Here is a 21772-nt window from a genome sequence, read left to right on the forward strand (position 1 = left end):
GCAATGCATCAGCCAAGTCTGTTCGAAAGTTTTCTGCTGGGGGGGTTCGAATGTTCGAACCATAGACGCAGTGACGGGCGACGTCTCGACATGCTTGATGTTACTGGACATGTTGAATGGGCTTCACAGGATTATGCCCTATTACAGCAGTTCGGGATTAACAGCGTGCGCGACGGTCTGCGCTGGCATTTAATCGAATCCGCGACAGGACAGTACGACTGGTCCAGCTTTCTACCCATACTAAAGGCTGCGGAGCGGCAGGGGACCCAGGTGATCTGGGATCTCTGCCACTATGGATGGCCTGATCACATTGATATCTGGCGACCACAATTTGTCGAGCACTTTGCACGCTACGCTGCGTCTGTTGCGCAGCTGGTAAAGGACGAATCGGACGCCGTGCCGTACTACTCGCCGCTCAACGAAATTTCCTTCTGGTCATGGGCGGGGGGAGATGAAGCCTATTTCAATCCGATGGCCCGCGGGCGCGGTTTTGAGCTGAAGCACCAGTTGATCAGGGCTACCATCGCGGCTATGGACGCGATACGCGAGGTTGAGCCACGCGCACGTTTCGTTCAGGTCGACCCGGCAATTCATGTTATTGCTTCGAATGATCGTCCCGGTCCGGTGCGCGACGCTGAAAATTTCCGTCTGTCCCAGTTCCAGGCGTGGGACATGCTCTGCGGCGAGCTTTGGCCTGGGCTGGGCGGGGCGCCGCAGTACCTGGATATCGTCGGCGTCAATTACTATTCCGACAATCAATGGTATCTCAACGGACCGGTGATAGAACGTGGCAGCCCTGACTATCGTCCGCTGAGAGGAATCCTGAGCGAGATATATCACCGATACAAGCGGCCGCTTATGGTCGCGGAGACTGGCGCAGAAGGCGACTTGCGTGGAGACTGGTTGCGCTATGTAGGCGAGCAGGTCTGGCTGGCCATGCAGCACGGCGTTCCGGTTGAAGGTATCTGCCTGTATCCCATCGTCGATTATCCCGGGTGGACGGACGAGCGTCATTGCCCAGTCGGCCTGTTCGGTTTTCCTGATGCGAACGGTCAGCGTCCGATACATAAAGGGCTTGCCGATGAGTTGAAAACCCAGCAGGCGCGGTTCGATCCATCAGCCGAGCCAGCCGTCCTGACCAACCTTGGCCATGAATAATATCGAAAGCCCAGCCACCATTTCACGGCCCAGGTTACCTAATCGCCCACTGGCATTTCTCTGGCATTACGTCATTCAGAGGCCGTGGCATTTCGGGGGGCTGTTTCTGCTGATTGTGGGCGCCGCCGGATGCGCCGTAGCCGTACAGTACGGAATGAAGCTGCTGGTTGATGCGATGGCGGAGGACAACCAGGCCACTGCCTCAGTGTGGTTCCCGTTGTCGTTGTTTCTCAGCCTGATAGTCATTGAAAACGTACTCTGGCGGTTAGGTGGCTGGCTCGGGTGTCGGACTGTCATCGCCAGTGTTGTGGATATTCGGGTGGATCTGTTCAAGCATCTCACCGGCCACCCGATGCGATATTTTCATGAACATTTTGCCGGATCGCTGGGGAATCGCATTTCGGCGCTCGGAGCCTCGGCAGGCGCGATTTACGGCGGTCTCGCCTGGAAAATCATACCGCCAATCGTGGATTTTCTCGGCGCAGTGGTGTTGCTGTTCACGGTTGACTGGCGAATGGCGGTGGCACTCGTTCTGTTCGTCGCGATTGTCGCCGCGTTGATCACCGGATTCGGAATCCAGGGGCGGGCCAAGCATCAGCGCTTCGCGGCGCAGGCTGCTCGGGTTGGCGGGGAGCTGGTTGATGCGGTATCCAACGTCTGGACGATCAAGGCGTTTTCAGCCAGAGACAGAGAGAGCGAGCGTCTGGCCTCAGAAATTGGCTATGAAGCCAGGGCTCAGCGTCGAAGCTGGATGTATCTCGAAAAGGCACGCGTTCTACATGACATATGTCTCGCGCTGATGGCCGGCGGCATGCTGATCTGGGCTATATCGCTATGGTCCTCGGGTCAGGTGACCGCCGGGGACGTGGTATTGGTCAGCGCACTGACCTTCCGGATTCTGCATGGTTCGCGCGATCTGGCTCTGGCGCTGGTTGACACAACGCAGCAGATCGGCGCGATTGACGATACCTTGCGCATCATTGTGCAGCCCCATGGGCTGGAGGATCCGGACGCACCGCTGGCGTTAGCAGAAGGCGAGATCCTGTTCGACAACGTTGGTTACAGCTATCCCGGAGATCGACGGGTATTCGATGCTTTCAATCTGCGCATCAACCCGGATCAGAAAGTTGGGGTCATCGGCCCGTCGGGCGCGGGCAAATCGACACTCATCAGTCTCATCCAGCGTCTCGACGACGTGCAGAGCGGGCGCATCCTCATTGACGGGCAGGATATACGCAGCGTCAGCCAGGACAGTCTGCGCGAGAAAATCGCCGTTGTTCCGCAGGAGACCGCGCTGTTCAACCGTAGTATCCGCGAGAACATTCGCTATGGCCGCCCAAACGCCAGCGACGGCGAAGTTATCGAAGCTGCACGTCAGGCATTTTGCGATGGTTTTATCCGTGAGCTCCCCCAGGGTTACGACACGCTAGTGGGAGAGCGGGGCGTAATGCTTTCCGGCGGGCAGCGCCAGCGTCTCGGGATCGCTCGGGCATTTCTCAAGAATGCGCCAATACTGATACTCGATGAGGCGACATCGGCGCTGGATAGCCAGTCGGAAGCGGAGATTCAGTTAGCACTCGATAATCTGGTGCAGAACCGTACCGTCATTGCCGTAGCCCACCGTCTCTCCACCCTGGCGTCCTTCGACCGAATCATTGTGCTCAAAAACGGACAGCTCGTGGAAGATGGCTCGCCACAGGAGCTGCGTAATCTGGCTGGTGAGTTTGATACGCTGTGGCGGCTGCAGGCGCAGGGCATGACCGCGGAATAACCCGCCGAGCCTTACCGACTGACCTTGGCGACGACATCTGCGCAGCTCCCTTTGATAATAAGATCGCTCGGAACGACTACACTGCATAGGCACCTAAGAGCTTAGATGCCAAGTCAGGGGGCGAGTATGGTTACCATCGATACCGCAGCATTCAGTGCCGCTGTATTTGACCTGGACGGGGTGCTTACACGAACTGCCACTGTCCATAGCGCAGCCTGGAAGACACTGTTCGACTCTTATCTTTTTAAGCGGGCCGCGCAGGGCGGCGAGCCTTTTCGGCCCTTCGATGATCACACCGACTACCTTCGCTACGTGGATGGCAAGCCCCGCTATCAAGGCGTCGCGGGCTTTCTTGAATCCCGTTCTATAACCCTGCCGTACGGTACGCCCGAAGACTCGCCTGAAGAAGAATCTATTTGCGGTCTCGGCAACCGCAAGAATCTATTGTTTAAAAATCTCCTCGAGCAGGGCGAAATCGAGGTGTTCGACACCACGGTTGCGCTTATTCGCAGGTTACGCGAGCGCGGCCTGAAGACCGCTCTTGTAACGTCCAGCGAGAACGCCCTGGTGGTGCTGGAGAAGACCGGATTAAGCGATCTGTTCGACGCGCGAGTCGATGGCCTGGAGTCGATCCGCCTTGGACTCAAAGGCAAGCCGCACCCGGACATTTTCGAGAAGGCCATTGAGTTGTTGGGCGTGCCGGCGCAGCAAGCGCTTGGAGTCGAAGACGCACTTTCAGGTGTCCGTTCCGCGCGCGACGCGGGTTACCGGCTGGTTATCGGCATAGACCGCAGCAGTACCATGCGCGACCAGCTCCTCGAATGCGGCGCACATCACGTTGTTGATGATCTGGGTGAGGTCGTTCTGTCGCCGCCAGCTGACGAATCGCTTCTTCCCGATGCATTGGCGGACTTCAACGCTATCGCCAAGCGGCTCGAGCGCGCGAAGCCGGTCGTCTTTCTGGATTACGATGGGACCCTCACGCCGATTGTGGACCGCCCGGAGATGGCCGTGCTCAGCGACGAGACCCGCACGACGCTGGTGCAATTGGCCGAGCGGCATACCGTGGCGATCATCAGCGGCCGTGACCGCCGCGATGTTGAACAACTGGTGGCTCTCGAAAACCTGATTTATGCCGGCAGTCACGGCTTTGATATCAAGGGTCCGAGCGGTTTATGCATGGAAAACAGGCAAGCCGAGGGCGTTATGCCCGCACTGGATTCGTCCGAAAGACTTCTGCGAGACAAGCTTGCGCCCATTGAGGGCGCCTTGGTGGAGCGCAAACGCTACGCCATCGCCGTGCATTATCGATTAGTCGCCGACTCTGATATCGAAGCCGTCAGTGCGGCAGTCGATGCGGCGATAGCTCAAGCCGCTCCGGTCCTGCGCAGGGCTGGCGGCAAGAAAATATTCGAACTACGCCCCAGTCTGCCGTGGGATAAAGGCAAGGCGCTGAGTTGGCTGCTAAGTGCGCTCGACCTTGATCACCCTGACCAGGTAGTCCCGATTTACCTGGGCGATGACGAGACCGATGAAGACGCCTTTCTTGCGCTGCGCGAACGCAAGGGTATCGGCATCCTGGTCGCCACCGAACCCTGTGTGACGGCTGCGCACTATCGTCTTGCTGATACGCACTCTGTTGCAGAATTTCTGTCGAGACTTACGCAGCTGCAGGAGCGGACCTGATGACCACCTGGTCGCTGGAGTATCACAGTTTCGAGCCGGACCAGGAGGGGCTGCGTGAAGCACTGTGTACGCTGGGTAACGGCTACTTTGCCACGCGCGGTGCGGCAGAGGAGGCTGGAGCGGGTGACATCCATTACCCCGGCACCTATCTCGCCGGCGGCTACAATCGTCTGGCTACGGAAATAGCAGGACGGGAGATCGTTAACGAAGATCTGGTCAATATGCCGAACTGGCTGTGTCTGAGCTTTAAGCCCGAGGATGGCGACTGGTTCAATCTCCTTGCGGTCGACGTGCTGAGCTACAAGCAGAAGCTTGACCTCAAGAATGGGGTTTTGGAACGCAATTTACGGATTCGCGACCGTGATGGAAGGGAAACCACGCTGGCTACCCGACGCCTTGTGCATATGGGCGATCCGCACCTGGCCGCGTTGAGCTGGGATATCACACCTGAAAACTGGGGCGGCCGGATGACGGTTTGCACGGCCCTGGATGGGCGTGTCATCAATGCCGGCGTAGCACGTTACAGCCAGCTCTCAAGCACGCATTTGATCACCCTGGCTGCGGGGCCGGCTGGCGAGAATGCAATTGAACTGTTGAGCGAAACCAGCCAATCGCGCTTGCGTATCGCCCAGACCGCACGCACCGAAGCGTACCAGCAAGACAGACGGTTGAACGTCGATCGCGCCCTGATCGTCGAGGACGATTATGTCGGCCAGACCCTTGGCTTTGACGTACAGCCGGGCGTGGCAACCCGGATAGAAAAGGTAGTTGGACTCTATACGTCCCGGGACAACGCCATTTCAGAGCCGGCTCTGGCCGCCCGACAGGCGATCGAGCGATATGGGAAGTTTGCCGAGCTGCTTGAAACGCATGCCGGGGCGTGGTCTCGACTCTGGCATCGCTGCGATGTGGTGTTGGAGGGCAGTGACCGTGCGCAGATGATTCTACGGCTACATATATTCCACCTTCTGCAGGCGGCGTCGCTACATACCATCGACCTTGATGTCGGCGTACCCGCCCGCGGGCTGCACGGGGAAGCCTACCGGGGACACATCTTCTGGGATGAGTTGTTCATATTTCCCTTTATCAATTCGCGCATTCCGGAGGTAACCCGCGCGTTGCTGCGTTACCGTTACCGTCGGCTTGATGAAGCGCGCCGGTTAGCCGCCGAGGCCGGATTCAAGGGCGCGATGTACCCGTGGCAGAGCGGCAGTGATGGCCGGGAAGAAAGTCAGCGGGTGCACCTCAATCCCAAGTCCGGACGCTGGATCGAAGATCACAGCTATCTTCAGCGACACGTCAATGCTGCGGTGGCCTACAACGTGTGGCGGTATTACGAAGTCACCGGCGACCGGGAATTCCTTGGATTCTTCGGCGCTGAAATGCTGTTTGAAATAGCGCGTTTCTGGGCCAGCGCCGTGACCTGGAATCCGCAGCGTCAGCGCTACGATATCTGTGGTGTGATGGGGCCGGATGAGTTTCACGATCAGTATCCCTGGCGGGACGGACCCGGGCTGGACAATAACGCCTATACCAATGTCATGGTCGCTTGGGTGCTGCAGCGCGCAATCGACGCATACCGGATAGTCGGTACAGAGTGTCAGAATGAGCTGTGCGCGGCGTTGAGCCTGTCACCCGCTGAGCCCGATACCTGGGACGACATCAGTCGGAAACTCTTCGTGCCGTTCCACGATGAAGGGATCATCAGCCAGTTCGAAGATTATGAGCGCCTTGAAGAGTTCGACTGGGATGGCTATCGAGCGAAGTACGGCGATATTCACCGCCTGGATCGTCTGCTGGAAGCGGAGGGCGATACAGTCAACCGTTACAAAGCATCCAAGCAGGCCGATGTAGTGATGTTGCTCTATTTGTTCTCGGCTCATGAGCTCGATAGCCTTTTTGAGCAGCTTGGGTATCAGCTGGATGCCGGCTGGAAAACGCGCACCATAGAGTATTACGAAAAGCGCACCTCCCACGGTTCGACGCTCAGTCGAATCGTTTCCTCATGGGTTCTGGCGCGACGCGATCGCCGTCACTCCTGGGCTTTATTGAACGAGGCGCTGGAAAGCGATGTTGCCGATGTTCAGGGCGGTACAACTGCTGAGGGAATACATCTAGGTGCCATGGCTGGCACTGTCGACCTGATCCAGCGCGGCCAGACCGGGCTCGAGGTTCACGACGACACTCTTTCGCTCGACGTCGGCCTGCCGGAGGAGGTGTCGTCCATGCGCTTGCGTCTACGCTTCAGAGGACACTGGTTGGAGCTGGAGATCACTCATGACTTGGTAAGGCTGGCGGTGCCAGATGACTGGGCGGGGCCACATAAGGTTATGCTGGACGGCACTCTATACACGTTAGGGGCGGGTAAGCGGCTTGATGTTCCACGGCGCAAGGCGCAGCGAGTATAACGTATGGCTGTTCGATATCTCATATCGACATAACCAGGTTGTGAGCGTTCAAGCCTGGAATAGTTGGATCGCGCGGTGGAAGCTGCCACACTTCTCACGAAGCGGGGCATAGGTCAGATGCGTCGTTTAACAAACTTGGCAATCTCGAGCAAGCTTTGGTCGTGATTCTCTTGTTTTAAAATGTGACAAAGTATTCAAATTGTAAAAATCGCAGATTAGGACTAAACTTCGCGCCCTCTCAAAAGTCATATCGGCGATATCCCTGTAAAGTTTATCCATTGAAATCATAACGACAGCCAAATGGTTAAGTATTGGCCGACGATGATGTTTCGATGATATCAAATAGGCTTTATTGACCTTCGCAGCGTATCAACTAATCATGGTGCAGTTAAGAAAATGGAAAAGCTGAAAGTAGCCCTGAAGAAAGTACTGCGGCCAGAAAGCATTCAAAGTCTGAAGCAGTATCAAGGAAAACTTTCGCTCGCCTGGCTACGTGCATTGTCTCGTTCAGCTATTCTGCGGCGGTTCCATTATGCTTTTTTCTCCGATGCGTTTGATCGGGAAGCACGTGCGGTGGTTGGCGGCCATCTTCGGCATGAAGAGAATCAATCCGGTACCGAATCGGTTAATTATTTCCTCAGGCGCGCCATCCATCGCATTGAGAAAGGACTGATCATGCAGCCTCGCCGCGATGTGTTTGCGGTGGATTACATCATGCAGACAGTCGACTCCTATCGCGATTCGCTGGCCGGAACCGTGGACCGCGACGAAGTCAGCTGGGCGCACGACGTACTCAAGTCGTATTTCGAAACCGCCGGAAATCATCCGAATATCGACGCTGCCCGCGCTGTTTTCCGAGAGCTGCCTTCACCTTATTCCTGTGCCTCAAGCCTGCGCCATCCCGATTCAGAAAGAGTGCCCTTTGCTGCATATATGCAAGCGCCACCGGTGGATTTCCAGTCGTTTACAGAACTGTGCATGCGCCGCCGATCGGTGCGTTGGTATCAGGACCGCCCGGTACCCCGTGACATAATCGATAACGCCGTGGCCATGGCTGTCCAATCTCCCAGCGCCTGCAACCGCCAGCCTTACAAGTTCATGATTTTTGACGACCCGGGTTCGGTAGCGCAGGTGTCCGAGCTGCCTATGGGTGTGGCCGGGTTTAGCCATAACTTTCCAGCGATGGTAGCGGTGGTGGGGCGGCTTCGCGCTTACCCGCACGTGCGTGACCGGCACGTTATATATATCGACGGCGCATTGGCCGCGATGTCGTTCATGTTTGCGCTGGAAACCCAGGGCGTTGCTTCCTGTTCGATCAACTGGCCAGACATCCCCGAGCGGGAAGATGCAGCGACCAGGTTGCTGAACCTTGAGCCCGACGAACGTATCGTGATGTTCATTTCTGTCGGCTACGCCGCAGAAGAAGGCCTGGTCCCCTATTCACAAAAACTCTCCCTCGACGAGGCGCGCGTATATAGCAGTCTGGGTGCCCACGGCGAATGAAGGCAGCTTTAGAGTTCAAGCGCTACCTTTCCAATTCCAGCTGGATGCTCGGCGAAAAAATTCTGATGCTGGGCATTGGCCTCACGGCGACAGTGGTGCTGGCGCGTTACCTGGGCCCGGAAGATTTTGGCTATCTTAACTACGCGCTGTCGCTGGTGGCTTTGCTGACAATTGTCTGTCACCTTGGGCTGACCGGTCTGGTGGTCAAGGAGTTGCGGGTAAGGCCGGATCAAGAAGACCGTATCCTCTCGTCGGTTTTTATGACCAAGGTGGTCGCATCGTTCATCGCCTATGCGATATTGATCAGCACCTGGTTCATTGGCCAGGACCGGGATTTTCTGGTCCTGGCCCTGATCGGACTGGCGCTGTTTTTTACGCCCTTCGAGGTCTTGATCGACTGGTTTCAGGCGCGCGTCAAAGCGAAGTATGCCGCTATCGCCGGCGCGGTAGGCCAGCTGGGTGGAAACGGCCTCAAGATCATCCTTGCGGTGGCGGGGCTAGGCTTGGTATGGATCGCGGCCGCGCATGTGGTCATCATTATGCTGACCTCGCTGATTCTGGTCATCTACGCTCTGGCACTGAAGCGCTCGTTCCGTTTCGACTTTTCCTGGCCCTTGACCAAGGAATTGCTTGGCAAGAGCTTTCTTATTTTTCTGGGTTCACTGTCTGCTGTGATCTACCTCAAGGTAGATCAGATCATGTTGCAGTATATCTTGGGGGATAATGCCGTCGGCCAATATGCCGCCGCTTCCAAACTGTCGGAAGCCTGGTATCTCATTCCGACAGTATTGATGGCATCCATCTTTCCGAAGATCATTGATGTACGTGATCACAGCGAAGAGAAGTACAAGCGGCTGATGCAAGTCATATTCGACCTGCTGTTCCTTTCAGCTTTCTGTTTGTCTGTTGTGGTATTTCTGCTCTCTGACTGGGTGATTGATCTGCTGTATGGCGATGCTTACTCGGCTGCGGCGCAGGTGCTTTCAGTCCACATATTCGCGTCGATATTCGTATTCATGCGGGCGCTGTTCAGCAAGTGGATCATTCTGGAAGAAGTTTTCATCTTTTCCCTGATTACCCAGGGACTCGGTGCGATCAGCAATATTGTTTTGAATTACTTTTTTATCAGAAGTCATGGCGTGGCGGGTGCAGCCGTTGCTACTTTGATTTCTTATTCCATAGCAGGCTATTTCAGCCTGCTGCTGTCGAGCAAGACTCGGGCGTTGTTCGTGATGATGAGCAAAAGCATGCTGTTTCATGCATTCATCAGCGTACCCGAGACGATCAAAGAATTGAGGCGAGGTTAGTATGAACATTGAAATCCGAAAAGCCGGGTTTGTGAACAAGGGCGCCGAGCTGATGCTGCATGCTGTGGTGCAACAACTTCGCCGTAATTGCCCCAATGCCAGGCTCGTCATGGAACCGAGCCGGGAAACCGGCCCCTATCCTTACCGTGGCAGAGCCGAGCTTGGCCTGTATCAAAAAGCCTGGTTGTGGCGCAAGAACATCCCTTTCGGGGACTTGGCTGCTTTCGTTCCGGCCCGTCTGCGCGAAATGTATGGCGTAGTGCTGGATAGTGAGATCGACGTGGTTCTGGATGCAGCTGGTTTCGCCTATACCGATCAGTGGGGTGCCCAATTATCCGAGGAACTGGCCCGTGCCAGCCGCCGCTGGAAAAAGCGCGGCACCAAGGTGATTCTCATGCCTCAGGCGTTCGGTCCCTTCCGTGATGAGCGGAGCAAGGCCGCGGTAAAGGAGTTTGTCGGCAACTGCGATTTGATCTTTGCCCGTGAACCGGTCTCCTACAAGCACCTGACCGATATCGTCGGCGAGCAGGATAAAATCAAGATGTGTCCGGACTTCACCAACCTCCTGCAAGGTACGGTGCCCGACTACTTCGATCCTGCGACCCACCAGATCGCCATCGTTCCGAATTACCGGATGATGGACAAGACCAGTGAAGCGGTCGCCAAGGGCTACGTGCCTTTTCTTAAGCGCGCTGCCCAGCGGCTGCTGGACAAGGGTGCCAAGCCCTTCATGTTGGTACATGAAGGCGAGGACGACCTGAACCTGGCGCGCGAAGTCTCCCAGGCAGTCGGGGGAATCCCGGTCGTCATTGAAGCCAATCCGCTTGCCATCAAGGGTATTCTTGGTGCGTGTCGGGGTACGGTCGGAAGCCGCTTCCACGGGCTGGTCAGCGCGTTGTCCCAGGGCGTTCCGTCACTGGCCACTGGCTGGAGTCACAAATACCAGATGCTGTTTGCCGACTATGGATTCGAGCCGGGTATTCTGGATATCAGCATGTCCGAAGAAGAGCTGGACCATGTGCTGGAATATCTGACCGATAAACAGCGCTCCCAGGAGCTTTCGGTCCGTCTGATGCTGCGTTCTGAGGCGTTGAAAAAACAATCGCAAGCGATGTGGAGCGAGGTATACAAGATACTGAGCGCGCCCATCGCGGGTCGTCAGACAGCCCCGATCAAGCCAGTCGGACCGGTCTGCTCCTAACCTTCAGGTTTTCCCTTCGTAGGTTTCGCACGGCTTCTTACGCGACATTCATGCATCTGTCAGGCCTCTAACCTGGCAGATGCAGTCGTTCCTCTATGACCCTGTATGTCTATACAGTACAATGCCCCGACCGAGATCGCGGGCAGTGTTCGCCTGATCCCGGCATAAAAGGACTCACGTACAGCCTGAGGTGAAGCATGGCCGTTGAAATTGTGTATCGAAGCAGCAGAGACCCGGAGCAGCTATTCATGGATAAAGCCGAAGCCGACCGTCACGATAAAATGCTGGAACTGGCTGAAGCGCTTGGTGAGGTGTTGTTAAAAGCCGTACCCTCATTATCAGAACAACAGGCCGAGGAGGCGAGCCTCTTCATGGCGAGACGTCGGGATATCTTTGCCAAAGCGTTCAAGAATAATGCCGACGCGTTGGCAGCGTTGGACGAAGAGGCATCGCAAAAGAGCTGATTGCCGGACCGCAATACGCGAGGAGGGTGTCTTAACGTCCCGCAGGTGCGCAGATCCGAAAATGAAACTCCTGGAAAATGGAACGCCCGCTTGCAGCGCGACGGGCGGCCTCAGATATCTGTAACAGACCCATGCGCGGAACTGCACGCATTGCATCGAGTCGAGATATGACACGACGCACTGCCTCACCTCTCTGCAGGAGCAAACCCATGACTGAAGTACTTGGTTACGCCGCGACAAATCCTGATGCGCCGCTGGCGCCGTTTCGTTTCGAACGCCGGACACCTGGCCCCCAGGATATACAGATCGATATTCTCTACTGCGGCGTCTGCCATTCAGACCTGCACACCGCCCGCAACGACTGGAACAACACACTCTATCCGTCCGTTCCGGGTCACGAGATTGTTGGCCGCGTTTCTGCGGTGGGCTCGCAGGTCACTGGGTTCAAAGTGGGTGATATGGCTGGCGTCGGCTGCATGGTCGACAGTTGCCAGGCCTGCGCGTCCTGTTCAGAGGGGTTGGAGCAATACTGCGAGAACGGCTTCACCGGTACCTACAACGGCCCGGTTGCTGGCGGCGAGAATACCTATGGCGGTTATTCCAGCAAGATCGTAGTGGATGAGAAATTCGTCCTGCGCATCAGCCACACGGAGAACCTGGCCGCTGTGGCACCCTTGCTCTGCGCCGGCATTACCACTTACTCGCCGCTGCGTCAGTGGAGGGTCGGGCCGGGTCAGAAGGTAGGCGTCGTCGGGCTAGGCGGGCTTGGCCACATGGCGGTCAAAATTGCCAATGCAATGGGCGCCAGGGTCGTCCTCTTTACTACCTCGCCGGACAAGAAAAAGGATGCGCTGCGTCTGGGCGCGAGCGAAGTGGTCGTTTCGAAGAATCAGGACGAAATGGACGCGCACCGCGATAGCTTCGACTTTATTCTCAATACGGTTGCCGCACCGCATAATCTCGACGCCTATATGGTCCTGCTCAAGCGCGATGCAACGATGACGCTGGTAGGCGCGCCGGCTACGCCACATCCATCACCGGATGTCTTTGGCCTGGTATTCCGTCGCCGTCGACTTGCCGGATCATTGATTGGCGGCATCGCCGAGACGCAGGAGATGCTCGATTTCTGCGCTGAACACGGTATCGTTTCGGATATTGAAATGATCTCGATGGATCAGATTAACGAAGCCTACGAGCGCATGCTCAAGAGCGATGTGAAATACCGGTTCGTAATTGATATGGCGACGCTTCCGCCAGCCTGAAACTCATCTACTATCTGCTTACCGGTCGCCGCGTTGCTGGATAGTGAGACCACAAGGACACCTGATGCCGCGTTTCCTGCACACCGCCGACTGGCAGATCGGTCGACAATATGAGCGTTTCGGTCCGGAAGACGGGCCGGTTCTTGCGGAAACGCGGATCAGTACGGTGGAGCGTATAGCTCAGCTCGCCAATCAACGGAATGTTGACGCGGTATTGGTCGCGGGCGATGTGTTTGACGCGCAAACGGTTTCGGACCGGACCATCCGCCGTCTGTTCATGGCCATGCAAGGATACGCAGGCCCCTGGATACTGATTCCCGGCAACCACGACGCCGCGCTGGCCGAAAGTGTGTGGACCCGTGCCGAGCGGCTCGAGGCGATCCCGGATAACGTGCACGTTGCGCTACAACCGGGCGTGCTGGTCTTTGCTGAACAGCAGCTGGCGGTTCTGGCCGGTCCGCTGACGCAGCGGCACACCTATAGTGACCTCACCGAATGGTTCGACCATGCCGAAACGCCGCCCGGGCTGCTGCGTATCGGCATTGCCCATGGCAGCGTTCAGGGCATTCTGGCTGAAGATATCGACTCGCCGAATCCTATCGCGCCGGATCGGGCCGAGCGTGCCGGCCTCGATTATCTCGCGCTGGGTGACTGGCATGGTTGCAAGCGTATCGATGCGCGTACCTGGTATAGCGGTACGCCTGAACAGGACCGCTTCAAGAGCAACGGTGCGGGTCAGCTGCTGGATGTCAGCATTGAGCGCCCCGGCGACGAGCCGCAGGTCACTGCGGTTGCTGTCGGCCAGTTCCCATGGCTGCAGTGGAGCCAGCAGCTCGATTTGCCCTCGGATCTGGATCTGTTTATTGATCAGCTGCAGCAACTGGCTCAGCCGTCGGTCGTCAGCATCGCCTTGTCTGGCCATCTGGACCTGGCGGGGGAACAACGTTTGCATCAGGCCCTGAGCAGGGCGGAGGCGTTCCACCGCTATCTTGAATACGATCTGCAGGATCTTCGTTTGTATCCCACCGAAGCCGACATTGCCGATTTACAGGCTGACGGCTATCTCGGTGAGGTGATTGAAGAGTTGCGTCAGGCGCAACAGGGCGACGCAGCCGGCACGGCTCGGGAGGCGCTGGTGATTCTATCCGGGCTGTTGCGCGATCGTCAGAGCGAAGGGGGTGCGCAATGAAGTTGGGGTATCTGCGCATCAACCAGTTCCGCCAGTTCCGTCAAGCTGTTGAAATCACGGGATTCGATCCCGGCCTGAACCTCTTCTGCGGACCAAACGAGTCAGGTAAAAGCACTGTCGCTGCGGCCATTCGGGCGGCCTTTTTTGAGCGGCATCGCTCCAGCAGTGTTGATCATCTGCGCCCATGGGGTGACTCCGGCGCCGCCCCTGAAATCGAGCTTGAGTTTGCACATGCGGGTGAGGTTTGCAGATTAAAGAAGCGCTTTCTGGCGCGTAAACGCTGCGATCTCAGCATTGGAGAGGAAGTCCTGTCCGGTGACGAGGCTGAAGACCGTCTGGCTGCTTTGCTTGGCTTTCAGTTTCCTGGACGCGGTGCAAGCCGGTCTGAATACTGGGGTATTCCTGGTCTGTTATGGATAGAGCAGGGTAGCGGCCATGAGCTGCGCTCGGCCGTGGAGTTTGCCGGAGATCATTTGAAGTCGGTGCTTGGGGCAACCCTGGGAGAAGTGACCAGCAGCAGCGGTGATGAAATACTCGACCAGGTGGAGCGTGAACTCGGGGAATTGCTTACCCGAACCGGCAAGCCGCGCGGTGCCTATCGGGAGGCCCTCGAACAGGTAGACAGGCTTTCGCTGGCGCTGGGTGAACTCGACGAGCGGGTGGACCGATACCGTCAGCAGGTCGACCGTTTGAACGAGCTGACAGCGCAGCAGGCGATGGACGATGCTCAGTGTCCCTGGGAGGCATTACGCGCTCAGCAAGCGGAGGCCGAAGCGAAATATGCCCAGGTCCAGCAGCTTGGGGAGCTGCAAAGCGCAGACGAGCAAGCATTGCTCAAGTGCCGTCATCACATGCAGGTGGTCATCGAGCAGCTGCACGGGTTTCAGACACAGGCTGATGAGTTGGCGGAGCGTAGAAGCACACGGGACGTACTCTTTCAGCAGGCAAATGAGCTCGCTGAGCAGCAGCTGAGCACCAACGAAGCGCTGAAACAAGCCGCGGCCGCCTACGACATGGCGCGCGAAGTTGACCGGGCCAGCCGGCAACAGGCGCAGCGCCGCGCGCTCGAACACAAGCTTCAAACCCTCAACGACCAGCTGGTAAAGCTGACGTCCGCCATCGAGCAGGCTACAGCGCTGGACGTCACGCTTCAGGAGCAGAAACGTCAACTCGCAGGGGTGCAGCTTGATGAAACGAAGCTCGCCAGACTGCAACAACTCGCCAATGCGCTGCGCGATCTGGAAATCCGTCAGGAAAGTATCGCGACGGTACTGGAGTTCGAGCTCGCTGCGGAGCGCCGGTTGCTGCTCGATGGCGAGGCGTTGAGCGGGAAGGGGGTGCGGCGCCTGTTGCAGAAGACCGAGCTACAGATCGAAGGCATCGGCACCCTGCGTATCGCACCGGGCGGCCAGGATCTTGGCGAGCTGGCGCGTCAGCTGGACCGGGCGCGTGAGAAATTGGCGGCCGAGCTTGAATCAGCGCAGCTGAACGATGTCGCGCAGGCAGTTCAGCGAGTCGAACAGACCCGCATGCTATGTACTGAAATCAACGGGAACGAACGCATGCTGGCGCTCCATGCGCCTCAGGGAATTGAGGCCCTGCGGCATGAGCTGGCGCTTTTGCGCGATCAGGTGCTGCAGGTCGAGACGGAGTTGCAGGCACAGGCGCCAGTTGATCCCGCCACCGCTGTCATTCAGCCAGACGTGGCTGAGCAGCAATTGGAGCAGGCATCCACTGCGCTGCGCGAAGCTGAACTGGCCGAGCGTCAGCTGCAGGAACGGCTTATTCAGTGTCAGCAGGCATTGCACACCGCCGAGAACGAATGCCGTCAGCTTGAAGCGCGCCTGGCTAGCCCGCAGCGCCAGCAGCAGGAGCGTGACTGTAATGAAACGCTCACTGTGCTGCGCCATGAACAGGCTCAGCTGGAGCAGGCTATCGACGGTCGTGCCCAACTGATCGAGACCGCTCGCCCGGATATCCTGCAGCAGGATATCAGGCGATTTCAGACTAGCGCGGCTCAACTTGAACTGGCGAACCGACAGCGTAAGGAAGAGATCATCCGCCTGCAGAGTCAGCTCCAGGCGCAGGATGCAGACGGGCTGGAAGAGCGCAGAGGCAAGAGCGCTACGGAACATGCATCGCAGCTGCGGCGAGTGCAGCAGTTTGAAAAGCGTGCCCGTGCGCTCAGTCTGCTGGCCAGCCTGCTACAGGGCAAGCGGCAGGCGCTTACCCGGCAACTTCAGGCGCCTCTGCAAAGACACCTGAATCATTATCTGCAGCTGCTGTTTCCGCAGGCGACGCTTGAGGTCGACGAGAATCTGGTTCCAGGACAGCTGGTGCGTGGGGGACAGGAACGCGGCGATTTCGAACTGCTCAGTTTCGGTGCGCGTGAACAGATGGGGCTGATCAGTCGGCTTGCCTATGCAGACCTGTTGAAGGAAGCCGGTCGCCCGACATTGATCATTCTCGACGATGCGCTGGTCCACAGTGATGCCCAACGCTTCGCGCAAATGAAGCGCATCCTGTTTGACGCAGCCCAACGCCATCAGATTCTACTGTTCAGCTGTCACCCGGCCGACTGGCGCGATATGGGCGTCCCCTTACGCGAGATCGAATCGCTTAAAGGTTGAGTGCCTTGCTGGCGCAGGCTGGTTAGGAATGCTTGTACCTCAAGTGCATCGTCCACAATGCAGCAAGCCCGCACGGGGGCGGGCTTGCTGTAGAGCTCAGCGGCATACTGGGGCGGTCAGGCCGCCGCTACTGTCATACTGCTTTGGCAGGCGCCCGGGTAGAAGCCTTCGTGCTGCGGTGCTCCGGCTCGGCCAGATAAGCCTCCAGCGAATCATCCATCGCCTCCAGCCAGCGCGTGTGGTGCCGCGGGGCCATGGTGCCTGTCATCAGTGAGCGATAGGAGTAGTCACGGAAGGTCATGATGTTTTCGTGCTTGTGCTCTTCCCACACCAGAAAGGTCTTGTTCACACCATCAATGTCGAAGCTTGGGTAATCTGTCTGCTCGATCAGCGTGCGCACGTAATCACCCTGGAATTCGATCATGCTTTCGTCAGTATCGAGCGCTTCTTCACGGGCGCGCCACGCCTGACTGTCCTCCCGCATCGCAGACTGATCGGGCAGAGCGATGCGGCCAAGGAGTACGTCTCTGACATACCAGGCCTGGGCATCAAACATGTTGAAGGTGTACCACTGATCCTGCATGCCGAGGTAAAACAGTTTGGGATTGTTTTCCCACACGACACCCTGATACAAATCGAGCGGCCACAGGCGGTTATTGGTCTTCAGTCGCAGCGACTCGTCCAGAAACGGGAAGTGGTGCAGGTAACCGGTGCACAGAATGATCGCATCGATCCGCTTGGAGGTGCCGTCCTTGAAATGAGCAGTATTGCCATCGACTCTGAGCAGTAGCGGTTTCTCTTCCCAGTTGTCAGGAAACTCGAAACCCATAGGACGCGTGCGATAGCTGGTGGTGATGCTGCGTGCGCCATACTTGTAGCATTGCGAACCGATATCTTCGGCGGAGTAGCTGCTACCTACCAACAACACGTCCTGCCCTCGAAATTCAAGCGCATCGCGGAAGTCATGGGCGTGCAGTATCCGGCCATTGAATCGCTCGAAACCCTCGAACTCGGGCACGTTCGGCGTGGAAAAATGTCCGGACGCAACGATGACGTGATCATAGATTTCTGTCGTCACCACGTCAGCTTCATGGTCGTGCGCAACCACCGTGAACTGCTCGGTATCGTCATTGTAGGTGACCTGGCGGACCGGACAGTTGAAGCGAATGTATTTGCGTACGTCGGCTTTCTCGACGCGCCCCTTGATGTAATCCCAAAGGACTTCGCGGGGAGGGTAGGAGGCAATGGGTTTGCCGAAGTGTTCTTCAAAGGTGTAATCGGCAAATTCGAGGCATTCCTTCGGTCCGTTTGACCAAAGATAACGGTACATGCTGCCGTGCACGGGTTCGCCGTGCTGATCGAGGCCGGTTCGCCAGGTGTAATTCCATAATCCGCCCCAGTCCGCCTGTTTTTCATAGCAAACCAGTTCAGGGATTTCGCAGCCCTTTTGCTGGGCTGATTGAAATGCACGCAGTTGAGCGAGCCCGCTTGGGCCGGCACCGATAATGGCGACTCTCATATAAGTTATCTCCTCTAACGATGATACGGCTGCCGGTGACCCCTCTGTCGATGGGTAATATTGTTCTAATTCAGCAGCTTGAAGGTAAAGCAGGATGTGGTCAGAAGCATCGCTGTAGGTTGGATTGCTTCGTCGTGTAAAGGACTATACAGGAAAAACGAGGGAAATGTGACCAGGCGTCCCCGGCCAGCGTATCGGTCCTCGTCCTGAGCAGCCTGAAGCAGCGGCCGGAAACCATCCTGGGACGCGGGCAAAAGCATCGCGCTTCCAGCCGTAAGAAAACGGAACGTTGGTACTGGGCGGCAGGGCAGGTGGCGTGCGTCAGATCACATTTTTGTCGACGTATCAGACAAATCCAAGACTAAGACATTAGTAGCAGGCAATCTGGCATCACTGGCTATTTTCGGGAGAAGCTGTCGCAATAATCATAGTTAAATCAATGTGATGTGAAGTAATTCTGATTTTTTTCATCAGGATGTAACGGCGGTCTTCGGATAACTTCCTACGAAAGTCGTAGTCGACGTTTGCCGATGCGGTGCTAACGTGACTATGCAATAAAAACAACAATTGGAGATGGTTATGTCCTTGTCGAAAGAAGACGCAGCGCGCGGCTATTGGAAGGAGAACCTGCGATTCATGCTCATGCTGCTGGTCATCTGGTTCGTGGTGTCCTTCGGTGCCGGCATTCTGTTTGTAGATGAACTGGATACCATCCGGTTTTTCGGTTTCCCGCTAGGATTCTGGTTTGCTCAACAGGGCTCCATTTATACCTTCGTGGCACTCATCTGGGTTTATGTATGGAAGATGAATCGCCTCGATCGTAAATACGATGTCCACGAAGAATAAAAACAGGAGCCAATGAATGGAAACCCAAACTCTGATCTATCTGGTGGTCGGCGCAACCTTTGCGCTCTATATCGGGATCGCGCTATGGTCCCGGGCCGGCAGCACCAGCGAATACTATGTCGCCAGTAAAGGCGTTCATCCTATTGCAAACGGGATGGCGACCGGTGCTGACTGGATGTCCGCTGCATCCTTCATCTCCATGGCCGGTATCATTTCCTTCACCGGGTACGATGGCAGCGTTTACCTCATGGGCTGGACGGGCGGGTATGTGCTTCTCGCGATGTGCCTCGCTCCCTATCTGCGCAAGTTCGGTAAGTTCACTGTCCCTGAGTTCGTTGGCGAGCGTTATTACTCGCAGACGGCCCGTGTGGTGGCGGTTATCTGCGTGATCTTCATCTCGTTCACCTACGTGGCCGGTCAGATGCGGGGTGTCGGTATCGTGTTCTCACGTTACCTCGAGGTTGATATCAACGTCGGCGTCATCATCGGTATGGCGATCGTATTCTTTTACGCCGTACTGGGCGGCATGAAGGGCATCACCTATACCCAGGTGGCGCAGTACTGCGTGATGATGTTCGCCTACATGGTTCCGGCCATCTATATCTCCCTGCTGATTACCGGCAACCCCATCCCGCAACTGGGTTTTGGTAGCACAGTAAGCGGTACGGACATGTCAGTACTGGACAGGCTCAACGGGTTGGGTACCGAGTTGGGTTTCAATGAGTATACCGACGGCACCAAATCAACTATCGACGTGTTCTTCATCACCATGGCGTTGATGGTAGGTACCGCCGGCCTGCCGCACGTAATTGTTCGCTTTTTTACTACGCCAACTGTGCGGGATGCCCGTAAATCAGCAGGTTATGCTTTGCTGTTCATTGCGATTCTATATACCACAGCGCCCGCTGTAGCAGCTTTCGCACGTACCAATCTGCTGACCAGTGTGCCTAACACCGCCTACACCGAGCTGCCTGACTGGTTCGAAACGTGGGAAATCGCAGGCCTGGTTGCCTGGCAGGACAAGAACGACGACGGCATCGTGCAGTACGGCCCTGGCGCACCTTTCGTTGGCGCGCCGAATTTTGCAGGGGAAACCGGTGAGTATGGTCAGCGCCTGGTGACCAACGAGCCTACTCCGGCCGAAACCGAGCTCTATGTAGACCGCGATATCATGGTTCTGGCCAACCCGGAAATCGCTGGGTTGCCTGGTTGGGTTGTCGCCTTGATCGCTGCGGGTGGGCTTGCTGCCGCACTGTCCACCGCGGCGGGTCTGTTGCTGGTGATTTCGACGTCAGTTTCGCATGACCTGCTCAAGAGCAACATGATGCCGAATATCAGCGAGAAAAAAGAGCTGTTGGCCGCACGTATTGCTGCGGGGGTGGCGATCCTGATTGCGGGCATATTCGGCATCTATCCGCCGGCCTTTGTGGCGCAGGTGGTGGCGTTTGCCTTCGGTCTCGCAGCGGCATCGTTCTTCCCGGTCATCGTCATGGGGATCTTCTCCAAGAAGATGAACAAGGAAGGCGCCATTGCCGGCATGATCGTCGGTCTGACATTTACCTTCAGCTACATTGTGTTCTTCAAGTTCATCAGTCCTGAAATGGATAATGCGGCGTACTGGTGGCTTGGCATTTCGCCAGAAGGTATTGGCACACTCGGCATGATCTTCAACTTCATTGCTGCGGTCGCCGTGGCTTCATTCACCAAGGCACCACCGGAGCATATCCAGCACCTGATCGAGGATATCCGGGTGCCACGCGGAGCAGGGGCAGCAGTTGCCCACTAAGCTCTAGATGCTGTCACAAGAAGCCCTCAGCGATGAGGGCTTCTTCGTTTCCGGCAGGAGGCTGCCAAATTCATCAATACGCAGAAGAGGTAACTCCTTTGCTCTGCCCGTTGTGATTCTGGAACCTGTACTGTGTTTGGAGAGAACAAGGCCGGCACGCCTGACGACGGTGTTATTGAAGCGCGGGCTGACCGAACGCAGTTGAACAGGATCCGGGAGAAATACCATGGCGTTTCGTCAAGTGCAGGATCTGCTGGAATGGGTCGTCGAGTTCCACAATCAACTGGCCGCCCAGTACCGCCGTTTAGCCGGCGAACAGCAGTATGAGCGAATGAGAATGACGCTCGACTTTCTGACTGATCGCGAACAGCGCATGCATCAATCCATGGCCAATTATCTGGAAAATGCCAATCCCAATCTGCTCAAGACCTGGCTGACTCGCAGAACTTTAGTCATCCCCAGGTGCTTGAGCGGATCCCTCCTTGCCTTGGTTGCCACGACACACAGGACATCCTGGCGAACGTGATCACCGCCCACCAGCTTCTCAAGGACATGTATCGTCTACGCGCACAGCTGGCATCGATACCGGAGGAGACGGAATTGTTCGATATGCTGGCGAACAATCAGGATGCCGAGGCGCGGCTGCAAACACGGGACATTGGCCGGCTGGATAGCTATTGAGGGGTATGCGTAGCTGTTTGCAATAGCTGCAGAGCTCTGGTTTCAGAGCGGATGATAGCGAGAAGGAGCAATAGCGACATTGGCGGGGCGGATGGCTGGTTATCGCCGTGAGTCACGCACCCCACAAAAACCTATGCAGCCTGTACCAGAATCTGTGGGACCGCAGTAGGCGTTAGGCGAACAAAAATGCCGGCGAACACCTTGCAATGTGTGAAATGGTTCTTCTGGGAGGGTCGGGCACCAGCTCGACCATGGACGTCGCCGACAAGTACACTGCCCGAAATAAACACGGCGCTATGGAGCGTCGAGCTCCACCTCGACCAGCGGCATCGCCGTCTAATAAGCCGGCCAGGATGGAACC

General features: G+C 56.8%; 16 protein-coding genes. 15 read left to right on the forward strand and 1 reads right to left on the reverse strand.

The annotated features are described in order from the left end of the window. Positions 1–3 precede the first annotated feature (3 nt). From HG264_RS04555 to HG264_RS04605, 11 genes are all read left to right on the forward strand, one after another. The gene (locus HG264_RS04555) at positions 4–1158 is read left to right on the forward strand and encodes a beta-glucosidase (protein ID WP_169406543.1); all 1155 of its coding nucleotides are present in this window, start codon (positions 4–6) and stop codon (positions 1156–1158) included. Next, complete coding sequence (locus tag HG264_RS04560) at positions 1151–2929, forward strand: ABC transporter ATP-binding protein (protein WP_169406544.1); 1779 nt, start codon at positions 1151–1153, stop codon at positions 2927–2929. Before HG264_RS04555 ends, HG264_RS04560 begins: the two co-directional genes overlap by 8 nt. Before the next feature lie 126 nt (positions 2930–3055). Next, positions 3056–4615, forward strand: a complete 1560-nt coding sequence (gene otsB, locus HG264_RS04565; RefSeq protein ID WP_256663775.1) for a trehalose-phosphatase — start codon at positions 3056–3058, stop codon at positions 4613–4615. Next, the gene (locus tag HG264_RS04570; protein WP_169406546.1) at positions 4615–7023 is read left to right on the forward strand and encodes a glycoside hydrolase family 65 protein; all 2409 of its coding nucleotides are present in this window, start codon (positions 4615–4617) and stop codon (positions 7021–7023) included. The genes otsB and HG264_RS04570 overlap by 1 nt, the downstream gene beginning before the upstream one ends. A 396-nt stretch (positions 7024–7419) precedes the next feature. Continuing rightward, positions 7420–8526, forward strand: coding sequence for a nitroreductase family protein (locus HG264_RS04575; protein WP_169406547.1), 1107 nt, complete (start codon positions 7420–7422; stop codon positions 8524–8526). Continuing rightward, entirely contained in the window at positions 8523–9833 is a 1311-nt protein-coding gene (locus HG264_RS04580) for a flippase (RefSeq protein ID WP_169406548.1), read from the forward strand. The genes HG264_RS04575 and HG264_RS04580 overlap by 4 nt, the downstream gene beginning before the upstream one ends. Position 9834: 1 nt before the next feature. After that, entirely contained in the window at positions 9835–11034 is a 1200-nt protein-coding gene (locus HG264_RS04585; RefSeq protein ID WP_169406549.1) for a polysaccharide pyruvyl transferase family protein, read from the forward strand. Between the two features lie 197 nt (positions 11035–11231). Continuing rightward, complete coding sequence (locus HG264_RS04590) at positions 11232–11498, forward strand: YebG family protein (RefSeq protein ID WP_169406550.1); 267 nt, start codon at positions 11232–11234, stop codon at positions 11496–11498. 209 nt (positions 11499–11707) lie between these two features. After that, complete coding sequence (locus tag HG264_RS04595) at positions 11708–12760, forward strand: NAD(P)-dependent alcohol dehydrogenase (RefSeq protein WP_169406551.1); 1053 nt, start codon at positions 11708–11710, stop codon at positions 12758–12760. Positions 12761–12824: 64 nt separating this feature from the next. After that, complete coding sequence (locus tag HG264_RS04600; protein ID WP_169406552.1) at positions 12825–13949, forward strand: DNA repair exonuclease; 1125 nt, start codon at positions 12825–12827, stop codon at positions 13947–13949. Next, positions 13946–16579: an AAA family ATPase gene (locus HG264_RS04605; RefSeq protein ID WP_169406553.1), complete on the forward strand. Its 2634-nt coding sequence runs from the start codon at positions 13946–13948 to the stop codon at positions 16577–16579. Before HG264_RS04600 ends, HG264_RS04605 begins: the two co-directional genes overlap by 4 nt. A gap of 133 nt (positions 16580–16712) precedes the next feature. On the opposite strand, the gene HG264_RS04610 is transcribed toward HG264_RS04605, so the two are convergent. Beyond that, positions 16713–18098 (reverse strand): NAD(P)-binding domain-containing protein, encoded by a 1386-nt coding sequence (locus HG264_RS04610; RefSeq protein ID WP_169406554.1) that lies wholly within the window; start codon positions 18096–18098, stop codon positions 16713–16715. 579 nt (positions 18099–18677) lie between these two features. Here HG264_RS04610 and HG264_RS04615 point away from each other — a divergent pair. The 4 genes from HG264_RS04615 (at position 18678) to HG264_RS04630 (ending at position 21411) form a co-directional block, all read left to right on the forward strand. After that, positions 18678–18944, forward strand: a complete 267-nt coding sequence (locus tag HG264_RS04615; protein WP_169406555.1) for a DUF4212 domain-containing protein — start codon at positions 18678–18680, stop codon at positions 18942–18944. 16 nt (positions 18945–18960) lie between these two features. Then, positions 18961–20730, forward strand: a complete 1770-nt coding sequence (locus HG264_RS04620; protein ID WP_169406556.1) for a sodium:solute symporter family protein — start codon at positions 18961–18963, stop codon at positions 20728–20730. Between the two features lie 226 nt (positions 20731–20956). Next, entirely contained in the window at positions 20957–21256 is a 300-nt protein-coding gene (locus HG264_RS04625) for a hypothetical protein (RefSeq protein ID WP_169406557.1), read from the forward strand. Then, positions 21253–21411 carry a hypothetical protein gene (locus tag HG264_RS04630; RefSeq protein ID WP_169406558.1) on the forward strand — a complete coding sequence of 53 codons (159 nt, stop codon included), beginning with the start codon at positions 21253–21255 and terminating at the stop codon, positions 21409–21411. The genes HG264_RS04625 and HG264_RS04630 overlap by 4 nt, the downstream gene beginning before the upstream one ends. The last annotated feature ends 361 nt before the right edge of the window (positions 21412–21772 follow it).

It is taken from the genome of Pseudomonas sp. gcc21 (assembly GCF_012844345.1).
Lineage (GTDB): Bacteria > Pseudomonadota > Gammaproteobacteria > Pseudomonadales > Pseudomonadaceae > Halopseudomonas.

What these genes read in the sequence shown, in the direction of transcription:
- HG264_RS04560 (WP_169406544.1), top strand. Translation starts at nt 1,151, where the DNA reads ATGAATAATATCGAAAGCCCAGCCACCATTTCACGGCCCAGGTTACCT.
- HG264_RS04580 (WP_169406548.1), top strand. Translation starts at nt 8,523, where the DNA reads ATGAAGGCAGCTTTAGAGTTCAAGCGCTACCTTTCCAATTCCAGCTGG.
- HG264_RS04625 (WP_169406557.1), top strand. Translation starts at nt 20,957, where the DNA reads ATGGCGTTTCGTCAAGTGCAGGATCTGCTGGAATGGGTCGTCGAGTTC.
- HG264_RS04570 (WP_169406546.1), top strand. Translation starts at nt 4,615, where the DNA reads ATGACCACCTGGTCGCTGGAGTATCACAGTTTCGAGCCGGACCAGGAG.
- HG264_RS04605 (WP_169406553.1), top strand. Translation starts at nt 13,946, where the DNA reads ATGAAGTTGGGGTATCTGCGCATCAACCAGTTCCGCCAGTTCCGTCAA.
- HG264_RS04620 (WP_169406556.1), top strand. Translation starts at nt 18,961, where the DNA reads ATGGAAACCCAAACTCTGATCTATCTGGTGGTCGGCGCAACCTTTGCG.
- HG264_RS04595 (WP_169406551.1), top strand. Translation starts at nt 11,708, where the DNA reads ATGACTGAAGTACTTGGTTACGCCGCGACAAATCCTGATGCGCCGCTG.
- HG264_RS04555 (WP_169406543.1), top strand. Translation starts at nt 4, where the DNA reads ATGCATCAGCCAAGTCTGTTCGAAAGTTTTCTGCTGGGGGGGTTCGAA.
- HG264_RS04575 (WP_169406547.1), top strand. Translation starts at nt 7,420, where the DNA reads ATGGAAAAGCTGAAAGTAGCCCTGAAGAAAGTACTGCGGCCAGAAAGC.
- HG264_RS04615 (WP_169406555.1), top strand. Translation starts at nt 18,678, where the DNA reads ATGTCCTTGTCGAAAGAAGACGCAGCGCGCGGCTATTGGAAGGAGAAC.
- HG264_RS04610 (WP_169406554.1), bottom strand. Translation starts at nt 18,098, where the DNA reads ATGAGAGTCGCCATTATCGGTGCCGGCCCAAGCGGGCTCGCTCAACTG.
- otsB (WP_256663775.1), top strand. Translation starts at nt 3,056, where the DNA reads ATGGTTACCATCGATACCGCAGCATTCAGTGCCGCTGTATTTGACCTG.
- HG264_RS04585 (WP_169406549.1), top strand. Translation starts at nt 9,835, where the DNA reads ATGAACATTGAAATCCGAAAAGCCGGGTTTGTGAACAAGGGCGCCGAG.
- HG264_RS04590 (WP_169406550.1), top strand. Translation starts at nt 11,232, where the DNA reads ATGGCCGTTGAAATTGTGTATCGAAGCAGCAGAGACCCGGAGCAGCTA.
- HG264_RS04600 (WP_169406552.1), top strand. Translation starts at nt 12,825, where the DNA reads ATGCCGCGTTTCCTGCACACCGCCGACTGGCAGATCGGTCGACAATAT.